This window comes from Sulfurimonas sp. (genome assembly GCF_026196735.1).
In the GTDB taxonomy this organism is placed as follows: domain Bacteria; phylum Campylobacterota; class Campylobacteria; order Campylobacterales; family Sulfurimonadaceae; genus Sulfurimonas.
Window position 1 is genome coordinate 222,028 of record NZ_JAPHUF010000007.1, and the last position, 14,860, is coordinate 236,887.

General features: G+C 31.6%; 16 protein-coding genes. 9 read left to right on the forward strand and 7 right to left on the reverse strand.

Annotation, left to right across the window (positions count from 1 at the left end; translation table 11 throughout):
• Positions 1–277 precede the first annotated feature (277 nt).
• The 7 genes from OQK60_RS04345 to OQK60_RS04375 all read left to right on the forward strand — a co-directional run bounded on the left by OQK60_RS04345 (position 278) and on the right by OQK60_RS04375 (position 3,545).
• Positions 278–1,087 (forward strand): DUF932 domain-containing protein, encoded by an 810-nt coding sequence (locus tag OQK60_RS04345; protein WP_297684460.1) that lies wholly within the window; start codon positions 278–280, stop codon positions 1,085–1,087.
• A gap of 11 nt (positions 1,088–1,098) precedes the next feature.
• The gene (locus OQK60_RS04350) at positions 1,099–1,344 is read left to right on the forward strand and encodes a hypothetical protein (RefSeq protein ID WP_297684462.1); all 246 of its coding nucleotides are present in this window, start codon (positions 1,099–1,101) and stop codon (positions 1,342–1,344) included.
• Entirely contained in the window at positions 1,341–1,934 is a 594-nt protein-coding gene (locus OQK60_RS04355; protein ID WP_297684464.1) for a hypothetical protein, read from the forward strand. The genes OQK60_RS04350 and OQK60_RS04355 overlap by 4 nt, the downstream gene beginning before the upstream one ends.
• A gap of 10 nt (positions 1,935–1,944) precedes the next feature.
• Positions 1,945–2,649: a Rad52/Rad22 family DNA repair protein gene (locus OQK60_RS04360; RefSeq protein WP_297684466.1), complete on the forward strand. Its 705-nt coding sequence runs from the start codon at positions 1,945–1,947 to the stop codon at positions 2,647–2,649.
• 107 nt (positions 2,650–2,756) lie between these two features.
• Positions 2,757–3,074: a DUF2958 domain-containing protein gene (locus OQK60_RS04365; protein WP_297684468.1), complete on the forward strand. Its 318-nt coding sequence runs from the start codon at positions 2,757–2,759 to the stop codon at positions 3,072–3,074.
• The gene (locus OQK60_RS04370) at positions 3,058–3,300 is read left to right on the forward strand and encodes a hypothetical protein (RefSeq protein ID WP_297684470.1); all 243 of its coding nucleotides are present in this window, start codon (positions 3,058–3,060) and stop codon (positions 3,298–3,300) included. Before OQK60_RS04365 ends, OQK60_RS04370 begins: the two co-directional genes overlap by 17 nt.
• A gap of 35 nt (positions 3,301–3,335) precedes the next feature.
• Positions 3,336–3,545, forward strand: a complete 210-nt coding sequence (locus tag OQK60_RS04375; protein ID WP_297684472.1) for a helix-turn-helix domain-containing protein — start codon at positions 3,336–3,338, stop codon at positions 3,543–3,545.
• A gap of 37 nt (positions 3,546–3,582) precedes the next feature.
• Here the strand turns inward: OQK60_RS04375 and OQK60_RS04380 are convergent, their stop codons facing one another.
• Both OQK60_RS04380 and OQK60_RS04385 read right to left on the reverse strand, forming a co-directional pair.
• Complete coding sequence (locus OQK60_RS04380; protein ID WP_297684474.1) at positions 3,583–4,875, reverse strand: hypothetical protein; 1,293 nt, start codon at positions 4,873–4,875, stop codon at positions 3,583–3,585.
• A 167-nt stretch (positions 4,876–5,042) separates the two neighbouring features.
• A complete protein-coding gene (locus tag OQK60_RS04385; protein WP_297684476.1) occupies positions 5,043–5,699 on the reverse strand; it encodes a uracil-DNA glycosylase in 657 nt (218 codons plus the stop codon).
• A 106-nt stretch (positions 5,700–5,805) separates the two neighbouring features.
• On the opposite strand from OQK60_RS04385, the gene OQK60_RS04390 reads away from it, so the two are divergent.
• Together OQK60_RS04390 and OQK60_RS04395 are read left to right on the forward strand one after the other, a co-directional pair.
• On the forward strand, positions 5,806–7,389 hold the full coding sequence (locus OQK60_RS04390; protein WP_297684477.1) for a bifunctional diguanylate cyclase/phosphodiesterase: 1,584 nt from the start codon (positions 5,806–5,808) through the stop codon (positions 7,387–7,389).
• A gap of 18 nt (positions 7,390–7,407) precedes the next feature.
• A complete protein-coding gene (locus OQK60_RS04395; RefSeq protein WP_297684479.1) occupies positions 7,408–8,127 on the forward strand; it encodes a penicillin-binding transpeptidase domain-containing protein in 720 nt (239 codons plus the stop codon).
• Here OQK60_RS04395 and OQK60_RS04400 read toward each other — a convergent pair.
• The 5 genes from OQK60_RS04400 to OQK60_RS04420 all read right to left on the reverse strand — a co-directional run bounded on the left by OQK60_RS04400 (position 8,119) and on the right by OQK60_RS04420 (position 14,816).
• Positions 8,119–9,684, reverse strand: a complete 1,566-nt coding sequence (locus OQK60_RS04400) for a bifunctional diguanylate cyclase/phosphodiesterase (protein WP_297684481.1) — start codon at positions 9,682–9,684, stop codon at positions 8,119–8,121. The two genes, OQK60_RS04395 and OQK60_RS04400, sit on opposite strands and share 9 nt — an antisense overlap.
• Positions 9,685–9,765: 81 nt before the next feature.
• Positions 9,766–10,581, reverse strand: coding sequence for an ion transporter (locus tag OQK60_RS04405; RefSeq protein WP_297684483.1), 816 nt, complete (start codon positions 10,579–10,581; stop codon positions 9,766–9,768).
• A 181-nt stretch (positions 10,582–10,762) separates the two neighbouring features.
• Positions 10,763–11,149, reverse strand: coding sequence for a class II SORL domain-containing protein (locus tag OQK60_RS04410; protein ID WP_297684485.1), 387 nt, complete (start codon positions 11,147–11,149; stop codon positions 10,763–10,765).
• A 113-nt stretch (positions 11,150–11,262) separates the two neighbouring features.
• The gene (locus OQK60_RS04415; RefSeq protein ID WP_297684487.1) at positions 11,263–12,714 is read right to left on the reverse strand and encodes a 4Fe-4S binding protein; all 1,452 of its coding nucleotides are present in this window, start codon (positions 12,712–12,714) and stop codon (positions 11,263–11,265) included.
• An 8-nt stretch (positions 12,715–12,722) separates the two neighbouring features.
• Complete coding sequence (locus OQK60_RS04420; protein ID WP_297684489.1) at positions 12,723–14,816, reverse strand: TonB-dependent receptor; 2,094 nt, start codon at positions 14,814–14,816, stop codon at positions 12,723–12,725.
• Between the last annotated feature and the right edge of the window lie 44 nt (positions 14,817–14,860).

Genomic DNA, 14,860 nt, shown 5'->3' on the forward strand with positions numbered 1-14,860 from the left:
CATATTATTAACATAGTCAAAGTACAAAGATACTTTGAAAATCAGTAGATCTAAATATAGGAGCATGTGTGCGAAAAAAATTACAAGAGTTTAGATTCTTTACTAAGTCTCAAAAGCTTATCCAAACATTAATAGGATTCAAATGTTACCCATAGGTCAAATTCTGACAATTGTGATTGCAGTTGGAACAGTAATAAAAGAAACACTGGATGAAGATTAGTCAATTAGTCTTAAAGACTTTTAACCAAAAATAAAACATAAAAATAAAGGTTATACTATGTCAAAACTACCACTTACAATACAACAGTTACAAGAACAAGCACCAGTACTCTTTACAGAGCAACCACATTTCCAAACTAGCGACAAGTACCATTTTGTTTCATCAATAGACGTCATAAATGAATTAAAGTCTCATAATTGGCATCCCGTTTCAGTGCAAATTTCATCTGTAAAAGACGAAGATAAAGAAGGCTACCAGCGTCACGTTGTACGTTTTCGTCATTTCGATGATCTGCTTAGTCCAAAAGAGAATGCAGTTGAGCTTTTGCTGTTTAACAGCCATGACAGAAGCACGGCTTTTAGTATATCTGCTGGAATATTTAGGTATGTATGCTCAAATGGTTTAATAATATCAGATAATATTTTTAGTAGTTATAAAATAAAGCACATAGGAGATAGAGCAAACGACATCCATATAGCGATAAATAAGATAACATCTTTTAAGCCACAGCTTGAACATAAAATCAATACACTTGAATCTATCAAGCTATCAACTGGTGAAAAAGAAGCGTTCGCTAAATCTAGTTTAGAGCTAAGATTTCCGAAACACCTAGAGGTTGACTACAAAGACCTACTTGTACCACACCGTGATGAAGATCAAAAAGATGACCTCTATACGACACTAAACATAATACAAGAGAACCTATTATCAGGAAATGTATCAGGTGTTAACAAAGAGACAGGCAGACGTTTTACATCTCGCGAGATTACATCTATAGCAAAAGATAAAGATATTAATCAGGGACTATGGGAAATAGCAGAACGCATTAGTTCTATAAAAGTGCCAGATATGGCATTAGCTGCTTAATCTATTCTCTTATGCAAAATATACACAAAACACTAGAGAGCATCATAATAGAGATAAAGTTAATTCAACTACAGCTACACCTAGCTAAAAAGAGTGCTAAGAAAATATATACACTTCAAAGCACTCCATCAAAAGTTCAACTACACATTGAGCATTCACTCCATAGTCTTAATCATCTGATAGCTCATATAGATGATTTAAAAATAGATGCAGAATTAAAACATTCTGCTCGTCACCGAACAAAGGAAATACAATGAAAATGACAAATTACCGTTTACAGACAGAAATTGAAAATATCAATGTAAATAAACAAGAGTGGTTTAAAAACTACGTTAGACAGGTGCTTGAGAGCAATAAGCCATATCACGCAAAGGCTGACTATATTGGTCTTAGTATAAAAGAGTTAGATAATAAAATAAGTTATATAGCAGAAGATATCAAAGAGCTACAAGCACTTAAGAAAAACCTTACAAGTGCTAAATCAGTAGCACTAGAAGCTACAGCTTCTGTATTGGCAGAGTACGGAATTGATAGATTAGACGGTACATCAATCTCTTCTATAACAATCACACCAAAAAAGACAACACTCACAGAGACTTTTAAAATAAAAGATTCAGGAGTAGATGCTCTTATAAAACTTGGATTTTATACAGTGATTGTAGATGAAAATAGTGTAAAAGAAGCTATGAAAACTTTGGATGGTATGAATGAGATAGATGAGTTTGTAGAAGTTGGTGTAACAAAACAAGAGGTGCCAGCTCGTATAAAAGTTAATGCTAGACGTTCTAGTCAAAATAATCAAGCCACAGAACTACTAAATTTAGTAGATTCGCAAGAAGCGGCATAAAGGAGATAAAATGCTATCAGAAAATCAAATAAAAGCACTTTCGTATAACCTTGATGAAAGTCGTGTTAAGACTATAGACAAAGCAGGGATGAGCTTTAAGTATATTGAGACTTATGACTCTATTAATGTTGCAAACACCATATTCAGCTATATGTGGGACTATACTATTACAAGGCTTGAAGAAGTAAACCGTGAAATTAACCAAAACTCAAACCACGTTATTACATTCAGTGCCATTGTAAAAGTAAAGATTTATGATAATCAGCGAAATTGTATAGAGCGTGAAGATACTGGTGTAGGTATAGGAACAGCTCGCTCAATTGGTGAAGCTATAGATAATGCAAGCAAAAGTGCAGTAAGTGATTCACTCAAACGTGCTTTACGCTCAATGGGTGCTCAATTTGGAAATAATTTGTATTCAAAAACACCTACTACAAGCAAAAATCAACAACAAAACTATCAACAACCTACACAGTTACAACAGCCACAGCAATACTCACAACAAAATCAACAGCAGACACAACCATTTCATAATCCAAATGATTTTTCATCCCTTTATTCTATTGGGCTTACGATAATGGAACAAGGTCAAAATCTCGTAATTATCGGTGATGATATATTCAGCAAGAAAGATAGTATTAAAGCTTGTGGTTTCCGTTGGAGCGGGGAAAATAAGATGTGGTATAAGCCTATTGAGCAGCAACAAGCTGCATAGGATGGTGCTTAATATGTGTACAAAACCTTTAAAGAAAAACTCTTTAGTTATCTGTTTGATTATAGGCTTAGCTATAGGAGTATTAAAATGTAAGGAAGAAATTTGCTATGAGTAAACTTATCCCACAAACACTACTAAATAATATACCAGACATATACGGGACAGAAGGTTCTTTAAATCCCACCTGTTATGTCAAGCTATTTACACCAGATAGTAATTGGACTTGGTACATCATAGAGATATCTAAAACTGATAGTACATGCTATGGCTATGTTAAAGGAGTTGATAGTGAACTTGGCTATTTTGATTTCTCAGAAATCGAGTTACTTCGCGGACCACTAGGGCTTGCGGTTGAGCTAGACTCATCCTTTATACCTATCCCATTCGCTACTGTTAAAAAGAACGAAGATGACAGTTCTAGCTAAAAACAAAATCAATTCATTAGCTAGAATATTAAAAAATGAAAATAATGTTGAGTTTAAACATAATGGGCTTTACTATGAAGTGTTTGAATCTGCCGACAGTGGGTTTATGGTAAACCTTTACTCTAGTGATGAGAAAGATCTTGATGGTGAATATATAGAAGCTAATCTTGTAGATGGAGGTTTATGTAGTGGTGGTACAAAGGATGCCATAGAATTTATGCTATAGATTAAATAGATATCATAATATAATAGGAGAATAGAATGACGACTAACTACGATGCTTTAATACCTAAAGGGGTATTATTCAACTTGCAAGAAATTCAGAATATGAAATTACTAAAAATAGATATGGCTAAAAAACTAATTTACAAAGGTAAAATTGAAGTTGTTAAGGTTGGTTCTAAAATACATGTATCCAGATCTGAACTTATAAGGTATCTTGAAGAAAATACATTTGCTGTAGCAAGTTAATATAGTTCCTTTAATATAAAGGAATTACATGATTTAACTACTCTAATTTCATCATTTTCATTACTTGTTTGATTTTATCATCACTAGCATTTGGATATAACTTTTTTAATGCTGTATATTCATCTTCAATTATTTCAACATCTATTGCATTATTTGGTGCATCTATAACAGCTGCAAAGGTATCTTGTGCTTCTGCTGCTTGTTTGGTATCATCATTAAGATAATTTGATTGTGTGGTGCTTAACAGCTTATGGGAAAGCATTTTAGATACAGCATATATATCTGCACCATTTCGTAGTGCAACTACCGCCACCATTGAACGAAGATCATGCATAACCATACTAATAACACCAATACTTTCCATCGCAAGTTTCCAATGATAATGTACCGATATAGCTTTTAAATCAAAGATTTTACCCGAAGTGGTTTTTTGTATCTTGATAGCATTTAGAAGTAGGGGAGTTAAAGCATAAGTAACTTCTGTATTAGTTTTAGTATTTTCTTTAGGTAGCATGAAAGACCCATAAGGATATTGCTCTGTTTTTTTATAGTTGATATGAGAATGCTCCATCAACATTGTTTCGTTAATTCTTCTACCACTAAGTAAAAATGAAAATACACCTCTGGCTATTGGATGCTTATACTCAAGCAGTGTTCTAGCTATAAGTGTGGCTTTTTCATCATCTCCACTAAATTTTTCTTTAGACTTTATTTTCGGTAATATGATTTTTTTCCAATTTAAAATTACATCATTTGTATCTAGTAATGGCTTGAGTACAGCCTTTACTATAGTGATGGTTTTTGGTTTTTTCCCTTTCGATATCATCTCATTTATAAGGTTTTGAATATCATCTTCTGTAATTTCATCTATAATTTTATTATCTAGTTTTTTAATCCAAACATTATAAGATCCGTTATACATTCTTACCGTACTAGCACTAACTTCGATTGATTTACGAGTTATCCAAGCACTATATACAGATTTGAATTTTCTATCTGTAGTATCTATCTTTGGAATAATTTTTTTTTCAATTTTTAAGGTACCTTTGGATTTAAGAGTATTTTTAATTTCTTCACGCTTACCAAGCAATGATCCAACAGCTTTAGATATACTAGTACCTTTAGCTATTGTAAATGTTTCTTTACCTCTAGCTCTCTTATGATTATGCATAGCCTCCACGGCTACTTCAATCTTGTAACTTCTATTTGGTGGTTTCGTTTCATTATCTTTTGTATAATTTATTTCATTGTGACTAATCAGAATATACATTCCCGAAGCTGTACCATTGTTTAGTTTGATTTTTACTGGCTTATACTCTGAAACACCCATTAACAGCACCTTTGCTTTAAATCCCTACTTTTAGCTAAAAAACATACAAATAGTAGGGATTTTTGTAGTAATATGTAAAAAGTATAACAAGTTGTAGTTAATATGTAGCTTTAAAAGTACTTTAAATAGGGGAACTATAGATAAATATAGTGAGATGTAATTAGATTCTAGAGGCAACTCTTTATAGTTTTTAAATCATTTAGTGCTATTTTTTTGTCATCTGGGTTTCTAAGCAGATGATTCGGATGGAAAATAGGGACAAGTTTATACTCCTTGAAGTCTATAACATGACCACGAACACTTTGAAAATTTTCATTCTCCGATGTAACTTTAGCATAAGCATCTTTACCTAAGGTAACGACTACTTTTGGTTTAACAAAATCAATCTGAGAAAATAGATAGTCTTTGCATGAATCCCATTCAGAACTTGATGGAGTATTTGAATTCAGGGGCTTGCATTTTATAGCATGTGTAAAATAAACATCTTCAATTTTTAAACCTAAAACATTATTTATCATATTAGTTAAAATTTCACCTGAACGACCACTATAGTAAGAATTTGTACTGTCTTCATTAAGAGATACGCTATAGTCGATTATCATTATATCTGCATTTTCATTGCCAAAACCACTCATACTTTGAGATCTTGATTTACTAAGGTCGCATAGATGACATGTAGATATATTTTTAGTTAGTTCTTCCAAGTTGTGAGGTTTTTCATGAGAAGTTTTATGGTTAACAGAAAAAGTGTCGCTATATTCAAAACCTAGAGCTTTTAGCCGATATAGATTCTGCAGGAGAAGTAAGTTTTGAAAAGACCTCAATAATATACCTTTCATATGTAATATGGCTCTTAGTATATAGAAAATGTGGTTAAATTCTACTTTATAATTTTGTGATAAAATATGAAAAGTATGATTGGAGTGCAATTTGCCCTTAAATAGCGATATATTAGAAATAAAAAATTTTACATTAACTTCATCAACAGCAATATCGGCAGTAATTGATGATTTTGAAAAATTTCAAGAGGCAAATGTTTTAGTACACATTGTATCTGTAATACACAACACTGTTTTGGTTCAAAATTTAAAAAATGAAATAAAAAAAGTGTTGCCAAATGCAAAAGTTGTTTTACTAAAACACAACGACAGAACAAATACAAATTTAACAATATATAATATAAAGAAAAACATTGATGTTGCAAATATAAACGATGAAATACTTAATGAATTATATAAAGATAGTTCAATAAAAGATGCAAGTATTGCAAAATATAGAAATAAACTATTTAGTAGATATTTTACAGATCACCTAACAAATCTTCCAAATGTGTATAAACTTAGAAATGATTTAGAAGAGCATGAAGATTATGCTTTAGTGATTTTTAATATAGATAATTTTCAAACAATTAATAATTTTTATGGTTTTATGGTTGGGGATTATGTAATTGAAAAAGTTGGCAAGTATTTAAAAGAAAATATTCCAGAGTCTGATATTTATAGACTCTCAGGTGATGAATTTGCATTTGTTTTAAATCGAGATATGGGCTTTTATGAACTAAAAGAGTATTTGAACAATCTTCATAGCAGAATAAATAATATTGTTGTTGAGTATCAAGGGATAAATATATATGTAAATTTCACATTAGCTTCGTGTACCAATAAAGATAGAGACAATAAAAATATATTCTCTAAAGTAGCAATGGCATTAAAATACGCTAAAGAAACAGGAGAACTTTTTTGGATTTATGAAGATAAGATGAATTTTGAGAATGAATATGAGAGAAATTTGAAGCTATCGGGAATAGTGAGAGAAGCTGTAGAAAACTCAAAAATAATCCCATATTATCAAGCTATCGTTGATACCAAAACTTATGAAGTTAAGAAGTATGAGTGTTTGGCAAGGTTAGTAGATAAAAATGAAAAAATTTTATCTCCACTTCTTTTTATACCTGTAGCAAAAAATATTAAACTTTATAATGAAATTACTAAAATTATTATTAATAAATCATTTGAAACATTTAAAGATAATGACTTTGAATTTAGCATCAATTTATCTATTGATGACATAATGAGTCATGAGATATTTAGCTTTATTATAAATAAGTTAAAAAATTCAGAGTCATCACATAGAGTAATATTTGAACTACTTGAGTCCGATGCAATTGAGGACTTTAAAAAAGTTGAGCGTTTTATCTCTGAGGTAAAAAGATGTGGTGCTAAGATAGCAATAGATGACTTTGGAAGCGGGTATTCTAATTTTGCTTATCTGACTAAGATGAGCGCTGATTTTATTAAGATAGACGGTGCTCTTATCCGAGATATGGATGTGGACAACAATGCATATATTGTAGTAGAGACTATCGTTTCATTTGCAAAAAGACTTGGCATAAAAACGATAGCAGAGTATGTTCATTCCAGCACTGTTATGGATAAAGTAAAAGAGTTAGAGATTGATTATTGTCAGGGATTTTATCTAGATGAACCATCCATTAGTTTAGGTAATGGCTCATAAACAAATTTAAAGCGCAAAATGATTAAATATATAATTGTCTTTATCTCTATATACTCTTTACTTTTTTCTAGTGAACTTAATTTTGGCAAATTTGACGGTAGTGGTGTTATTTTTGACCTTAATAGTTCAAAAAAAGAGATATTTGGTTCTCGCACGGATGAACGCTTAAGTCCATGTTCTACATTTAAAATTCTCAATAGTATGATTGCATTAGACCTAAAAGTTGTTAAAGATGAAAATGAAACACTTTTGTGGGATAAAAAAGTCCGTGCCTATGAAGTATGGAACAAAAATCACTCAATGCGTAGTGCCATAGGTGTTTCAACAGTGTGGTTTTATCAAGAGATGGCAAAACGAGTTGGAACGGTACGAATGCAAGATATGCTAAAGAGAGTAAATTATGGAAATGCTGATATGTCTCACTCTTTGACTGATTTTTGGCTTGGTGATGGAAGTTTAAAAATCTCAGTAAATGAACAGATAAAATTTTTAACTAAGCTAATGCGTAATGAATTGCCATTTTCAAATAATTCAACAAATACTTTAAAAGATATTATTACACTTGAAAAACAGCCCAATTATACACTTGCAGGCAAAACTGGCAGTTGTGGAGGTGTTGGATGGTTTGTTGGCTTTGTTGAGCATAATAACTCAACAAGAGTTTTTGCTTTTAATATTAAAGGAGATGGTGCCAGTGGCGCTGAAATAAAAAAAATTGTTATTGAGTATTTAAGGTAAATGAGATGGTCTATCTATGTAATATCCTTGAGAGTAATCTATAGAGAGCTCCTTAGCTTTACTCATAATTTCACTAGAGTACACATACTCCGCAATAGTCTTGATTCCAAGTTTTTTTGCAAATGAAACGATAGTCTCTACTACAATATATGCATTTTTGTCTATATCTATGTTTTTAACAAGTGAGCCATCTATTTTAATATAATCAGCTTTTATCTTGGTTAGGTATGAGAAGTTTGAATAACCGCTTCCAAAGTCATCTATTGCTATCTTAGCACCATGCCTTTTTGCTTCAAAAATAAAACGCTCAACTTTTTTAAAGTCCTCAATTGCATCGGACTCAAGTATTTCAAAAGTAACCATATGCGATACTCTGGAGTTTTTTAATTTATTCATAATGAAGTTAAACATATCTTTATTTATGACATCTTCAATAGATAGATTGATACTAAATTCAAGATTAATGCTTTCAAATGTCTCAAATGATTTATCAATAATAGTTTTTGTAACAATATGATAATTTTTTATTTTTTTTGTTATAGGTATAAAATCTAAAGGGGACAGTATTTGTCCGTTGCTGTCGATTAATCTTGCTAAACATTCATACTTTTTTATTTTAGAAGTTTTAGTGTCTATAATAGCCTGAAAATATGGAATAATCCTTAGGTTATTCACAGCCTCTCTTACAACCTCGGATAGCTGTAAAGTTTTTTCATAATTATTTTCAAAATTCATCTTATCTTCATAAATCCAAAAAGGCGCACCTATTTCTTTTGCATGTTTTAGTGCCATTGAAACCTTTGAATATATATTTGTTTTATCTATATTTGAGGATGAAGCTAGTGTAATATCAATAAATATATTGGTACCACGATAATTAACTACAATATCTTTCATACGCTGATAAAGATCATTTAAATGCTCTTTTAGAGCATAAAAAAACATATTTTCATTGATAACCAATGCAAATTCATCACCGGATAATCTATAAATTTTATGATCAGGTATGTTTTCTTTAATATATTTTCCAACTTCTTCAATTATATAATCACCGGCAAGAAAGCCATAAAAGTTATTAACGATTTGAAAGTTATCAATATTAATAATAATCAAACTAAACTCTTCATTCTCTTGCAAATCTAATCTTAGTTGATATACATTTGGAAGATTTGTTAAATTATCAATGAAGTACCTACTAAAGAGTTTGTTTCTGTAATCTTCAATTTTACTATCTTTATCTGCGGTATCTTTATATAATTTATTTAGTACTTCATTGCTGAGATCTTTAGTAACCATATCTTTTTGTAAAGTATAAACAGTTAAGGATACTTTGGAGTGTTTATCATGTTTTAAGAGGATTATGCTTGCATGAGGGAGTGTAGTGCTTAGTTCGCTTTTTAGGTTTTGAAACAGTTCTGTATTATGTAAAAAAGAGAATAAATGGATAACTATATTGTTATTTTTTAAAGTTTTTAGATACTCAACTATGTTTGGAATCTCATATTCAGATGTAACAGAAAAAGTATTAGTGTCTAATATTTTACTGTCAAATTCCATACATTCTCCATAAATACTTTGTGTAATTATACACAAGCAAAAAATGTACCAAAACCCCTTGAGTGTGGATGTTTTAAATTGTTATTTCTTGCTTAGGAGAGTCTCGATTCTATCTAGTTTAAGTTCTAATGCTTTGTTTTTTTCTAATATTTCTAGCATAACTTCTTTGTCTTCATCTATTCTTACTTGCTCTACTTTTTTGTGTTCTTCGTTTAGTGTGTCTAAGATAATACCGATAATCATATTTAAAAATGTAAATGTTGTTAAAAAGATAAATGTCAGATAGTATAACCAGCTCCAAGGATGTATTTCCATTGTTTCGTACATAACATCTGTCCAGTCTTCAAATGTCATAACTCTAAAGAGAGTAAGCAGTGCTATACCAACATCTCTCCATAAGCCAGATTCAACCTTTTCAAACAGTATAGTACCTACGACTGCAAAAACATAAAATATTATAAACATAAGAACCATTACATAGCCGATTGATTTTGCTGATTTAAAAAGTGCTCCTATAATGACTTTGAGTTCAGGCAGCAGTGTAATTAATCGCAGCATTCTAAAGATTCTAATTAATCTTGCCGTATTTGCATAGTTATTATCAATAGGAATCAAACTAACAGCTACAATTATAAAATCAAAAACATTCCATCCGTCTTTAAAGAAATCTAGGGGCTTTTTTTCTGCAGCAATACGAACAGTAATCTCTATAACAAAAATAATAGTAATTACATAATCAAGGTAAAAAAGTACATTTTCAACTACAGGATCAATATCAAAAGTATGAATTCCTATAACAAGTGCCGAGAAAATAATCACAGCCATCATAGTAAATTCAAAACGCTTATCTTTTGTGATTATAAAAAGTTTATCTCTAAGTTTTCGTGCTTTAATCAAGCTAATATCCTTAAGTATTTTTTCGGAATTCTAGCAAACTAAAAATAATGAACAAGTTGGAAATATAAATAATAAAAAAAGAGTGTTAAAAAATAGTTACTAAAGAAGATTTGAGTATGGTTTTTTAAAAAGTATGTAGTGCAACTAAAGGCTTAAAAGCCCTTAATTGTGAAGTCTATAACTACTCAGTTACAGTAACTTCTTTTTCAGTTGATTCCCAAACACCGTGTTTAGTACAGTATGCTTGAGCAGTTAATTTAAGTTTTTTGCCAGTTGGAACAATGTGAAATGTTACTGTTGCGTGAGATTTTACATTACCTAATGCACCTGGAGTAAAGTCAGCACGAGCTAAAAGTTGCTCACCGTTGAAAAGTGACATGTTAGCAATGTAGTGATCAAAATCATCCGGATGAGTATATTCGTTACCCATTTTTACAGTAATTGCAAACATTTCACCAGCTTTTGCTGTATCTTCACAGTGGATAAACGGAGAGTGACGGTCAATCAAATCTTTCTTTGCTTCACGCTCTACAGTGTCTATATCTACATATTTATTAATCTTTGGCATATTTTGTTCCTTGTTTATTTAATTTGTATGACATTGTAACTATAATAACTTTATATGTAAACATAAATAAGAGGATATTCATCTTCTATAAGAATAGTTTAAAATATGATTTTTTATCTTATATGTTTTACCTCATTAGATGTGTGTTTTTTGGCAGCAGGGCTATGGTTGTGAGCAGACTTTTTTGCACCGTATGTTTTAAAGGCATAAACTTTGTAAGCATTTAAAAACAAGTAAAAGATTATTAAACTTGAAGCAAACACAAATGCTACTGATTTAGCCACTTTTGAAGCAGTAAAAAAGTTTATTCTTTTAGCCATAATTATAAATGCCCAAATCACAGCAATATAATTTAACAGGGTAAAAATTTTCAGCCAGCCGTCTTTTCTACTTGCAAGCGCTTGGACTTTGTCAGCGTCTATAAAAAAACCTTGCATAAATCCATTTGCAATATCACTATAATGATGTACAAAAAAGAACTCATAAGTATGAGAAAGCCCACCTATTATAAAGATAGGAGCAAAGGCATAACCTAAGGTGTAAAATACTTTTTTAAAATCCTCGTTTAAAACCTTAGAAGCTACATACATACCGCTGTATACCAAAGAGATTGTTATCAGCATTGCAAAAAAGAGTGCGCTTATGCCTATGTAGTCAAGTCCAATAATAGCAATTTTTTCTTGCAAAAACATACCAAATTTTGACCAAATATATTCATCTGCAATTGCTACGCGTCCTAGAGCATGATGAAAACTCATGGTTATTGATATGGCAGCAGTTATTAGTATAAATGCCCATACTTCCGCTTTTTGGATTTGAAATTTTTTAAAAAGAGAGTGTGATGGTTTAACCAATTTAAAGCTGACTGCTTCACATGCATCGCTACAATCCATACAAAGAGTACAATCAACCATATTTGCTCGTTTATCAAAAGTAAAAGGTTTGAGGTTATATGAGCATGCATCAGCACACTCAAATGTTGTACAGCTTTTACATGTCTCTTCGTAAGTTCCAAGCGTTGTAAAAGAGACCTTCCCAAATCCTCCCATCATTGTTCCAATCGGGCATATTGACTTACAGTAGCCCATATCTTTGTAAATATAAAAAAATACTATCGAGATTGCTGTTAGTATGATAAAAAATATTGCTGCGGCTATAGGAGTTTTATAGGCCTGCGGATATATGTAGTAAACAAGCCAAAAACCTATAACAAGCAATAAAACGCCGACAATAGGGTTCGCAAACACTTTTGGCATCTTTTTTTTGAGACCAAATTTAGTTATGTATTTTCCCATAAACCCATGAGGGCAGATTCCGCAAAAAACTCTGCCAAATGTTGATAGAGTCACAACCACAAAAAATGGCCAAAACAGCGACCAAAATACTACAGTTGTAAATATATTTTCTTCCTTTGTGGGATACATGATTCCAAAAACAATAGCATAGATAAAAAGGGCTAGCACTCCAACTCTAAGAGTCATTATAAATGTCTGATTTTTAAATAAAAACCCTAAAACAGGAATATTAAAAATGTCATTTTTATCTCTTTTTTGATAATCAACCATATTAACTCCTAAAATTTATAACTGTATGTCAGCATAGCGCTTATAGGCGCTGCTGCTTTGTAAGATACATTTGCATATACATCTTTTAAAGCTTCCATCGCATAATATTGATTTGTTATGTTTTTGACATTTAACTGAATATTATGGTCTTGATACTCATAACCTAGCATCAAGTCAGTAACAAACTTATATCCTTCATATTTTTGCGTATTGGCATTATCCATATAGTAACTGCCCCAACTTTTTGTAGTTATTCTAGATTTGAAGCCATTTTGCATATTAAATGCAGCAAATAGTGAGTATTGATTTTTTGGAATATATGGCAGATAGTTATCATTTCTTGATACTACCGAAGCGCCAACTTTTTCGCTAAATTTTACAAATTTAAAATCACTGTATGCATAGCTAGCTCCCAAGTCTAAATTTTGTGTTAATTTATAAACCGTGTTAAACTCTAAGCCTCTTTTTTGAGTTGTTCCCGCATTATCATAGATAGAGTTGCCGCCGGCATCTAAAATCTGAATAATCTCATCACTCACATCATTTTGATAAATAGCTAAATCATAAGAGATGTTTTTTGCTCTTGTTTTGATGCCTATCTCATAGTTTACACTGGTTGATTTCTTTAAGGATTCGTTTTCGCCAAGTTCACTTGTTGTTGGAGCTTGATTTGCTGTTGCTGCTGACATGTAGATGTTTGTTGTGTCTGTAAACTTATATATAGTTCCAAATTTTGCAGAAAAAAGTGTGTATGATTTGTCAATATTATAAACTCCTGCTCCTGCTACATAGTTTTTAGAAGCATAATCATAATCTGTGATTTCATTTCCGCTTATATCAAAACTAAGTTTATCGACTCTTGTGCTAATGTCAAAGGTTAAATCTTTTGTAGGTGAGAATGTCTCCATCATATATCCACCATACAGAGTAGTTCTACTATCTTCTACTTGTGCTAAATCACCTTTGTTGTCTGAAAGTGTTTCGCTAATATATGGTGTAAATGGCCATCCGGCTGATAAGAGAGTATTGTAATCAGCATATTTATATTTTTTAGCATCATTTGTAATGTCTGTTTTGTAAGTAACTCCGGCAACTAAAGAGGCATCATTACCAAAAAGTTTATGAGCGTAGTTTAATTCTAAGTCGGTTCCGTAAACACTGTTGTCATCACTATCGTTTATCATACCTGTTACGGGATGAAAATGCTCCCAAGTATTAAAATAAAATCTTGGTTTATAAGTTATATCTCCAACTTCTTTTTCATACTTGGCATTAAGAGCAAATATTTTTGAATCTCTTGAACTATGTTGCCATTGATAAACCGTGTCGTACTGTTTACCTGTACTCTCAAAAGTTGCAAACTCGTCCGCTGTCATAGAAGCAGGTATCTTCATGTTTGATTCAGTATAAGAAAATTCTGTTTCAATTGATGAATCATCTTCAAAGAGATGACCGTATTTTAGACTAAACTGGGTAGCATCAAATTCATTGTTGTCTCTCCACTCATTATCTATCTTCCTTGTACTAAAGGTAACTGATGCAAAATCGTTTTCACTAAGAGCACCTCTGACTTTTAAATTGAGATTTCTTTGCCCGTCATCACCTACGCCAATTTTTACTCTGTTTTTATCCTCTTCAAATACAGACTTGGTTATAAGCTGAATAACCCCGCCAACAGCATTTGCCGCATTGATAGAGCCTGGCCCTTTTTGCACTTCAAGAGAAGATACATCTTGCATATCTATAAAGTCAAATCTTGTAAATGAATCCGGATCAGTAAGGGGAACACCATCTTTCATAACCATAACTTCTCTTACTCCGTATCTGGCTTTAAGTCCAGCTCCCCTTATGATAAGTCTAGGACTGGGAGAATTTGTTGAAGATTCTGCATTTACGCCGGGGATATTTTCTATGGCTTCTTGAATGTTTAAGATGTTTTTATCTTCGACCGTTTTTTCATCTACGACTGCTATGGATTGTGATATATCTTTAGTTGCTGTTGAGATTTTTGTTGCTGTAACACTTATGGAGTCCAGACTTATTTCTTGCGCATTTAGAGATGATATAGCTAGCAGAGCAGCTAGAGAGTATTTAATTTTCATGATTTACCTATCTTATAAATTAATTGCTTTATTTAAGGGAACTT

What these genes read in the sequence shown, in the direction of transcription:
- OQK60_RS04345 (WP_297684460.1), top strand. Translation starts at nt 278, where the DNA reads ATGTCAAAACTACCACTTACAATACAACAGTTACAAGAACAAGCACCA.
- OQK60_RS04350 (WP_297684462.1), top strand. Translation starts at nt 1,099, where the DNA reads ATGCAAAATATACACAAAACACTAGAGAGCATCATAATAGAGATAAAG.
- OQK60_RS04355 (WP_297684464.1), top strand. Translation starts at nt 1,341, where the DNA reads ATGAAAATGACAAATTACCGTTTACAGACAGAAATTGAAAATATCAAT.
- OQK60_RS04360 (WP_297684466.1), top strand. Translation starts at nt 1,945, where the DNA reads ATGCTATCAGAAAATCAAATAAAAGCACTTTCGTATAACCTTGATGAA.
- OQK60_RS04365 (WP_297684468.1), top strand. Translation starts at nt 2,757, where the DNA reads ATGAGTAAACTTATCCCACAAACACTACTAAATAATATACCAGACATA.
- OQK60_RS04370 (WP_297684470.1), top strand. Translation starts at nt 3,058, where the DNA reads ATGACAGTTCTAGCTAAAAACAAAATCAATTCATTAGCTAGAATATTA.
- OQK60_RS04375 (WP_297684472.1), top strand. Translation starts at nt 3,336, where the DNA reads ATGACGACTAACTACGATGCTTTAATACCTAAAGGGGTATTATTCAAC.
- OQK60_RS04380 (WP_297684474.1), bottom strand. Translation starts at nt 4,875, where the DNA reads ATGGGTGTTTCAGAGTATAAGCCAGTAAAAATCAAACTAAACAATGGT.
- OQK60_RS04395 (WP_297684479.1), top strand. Translation starts at nt 7,408, where the DNA reads ATGATTAAATATATAATTGTCTTTATCTCTATATACTCTTTACTTTTT.
- OQK60_RS04400 (WP_297684481.1), bottom strand. Translation starts at nt 9,684, where the DNA reads ATGGAATTTGACAGTAAAATATTAGACACTAATACTTTTTCTGTTACA.
- OQK60_RS04410 (WP_297684485.1), bottom strand. Translation starts at nt 11,149, where the DNA reads ATGCCAAAGATTAATAAATATGTAGATATAGACACTGTAGAGCGTGAA.
- OQK60_RS04415 (WP_297684487.1), bottom strand. Translation starts at nt 12,714, where the DNA reads ATGGTTGATTATCAAAAAAGAGATAAAAATGACATTTTTAATATTCCT.
- OQK60_RS04420 (WP_297684489.1), bottom strand. Translation starts at nt 14,816, where the DNA reads ATGAAAATTAAATACTCTCTAGCTGCTCTGCTAGCTATATCATCTCTA.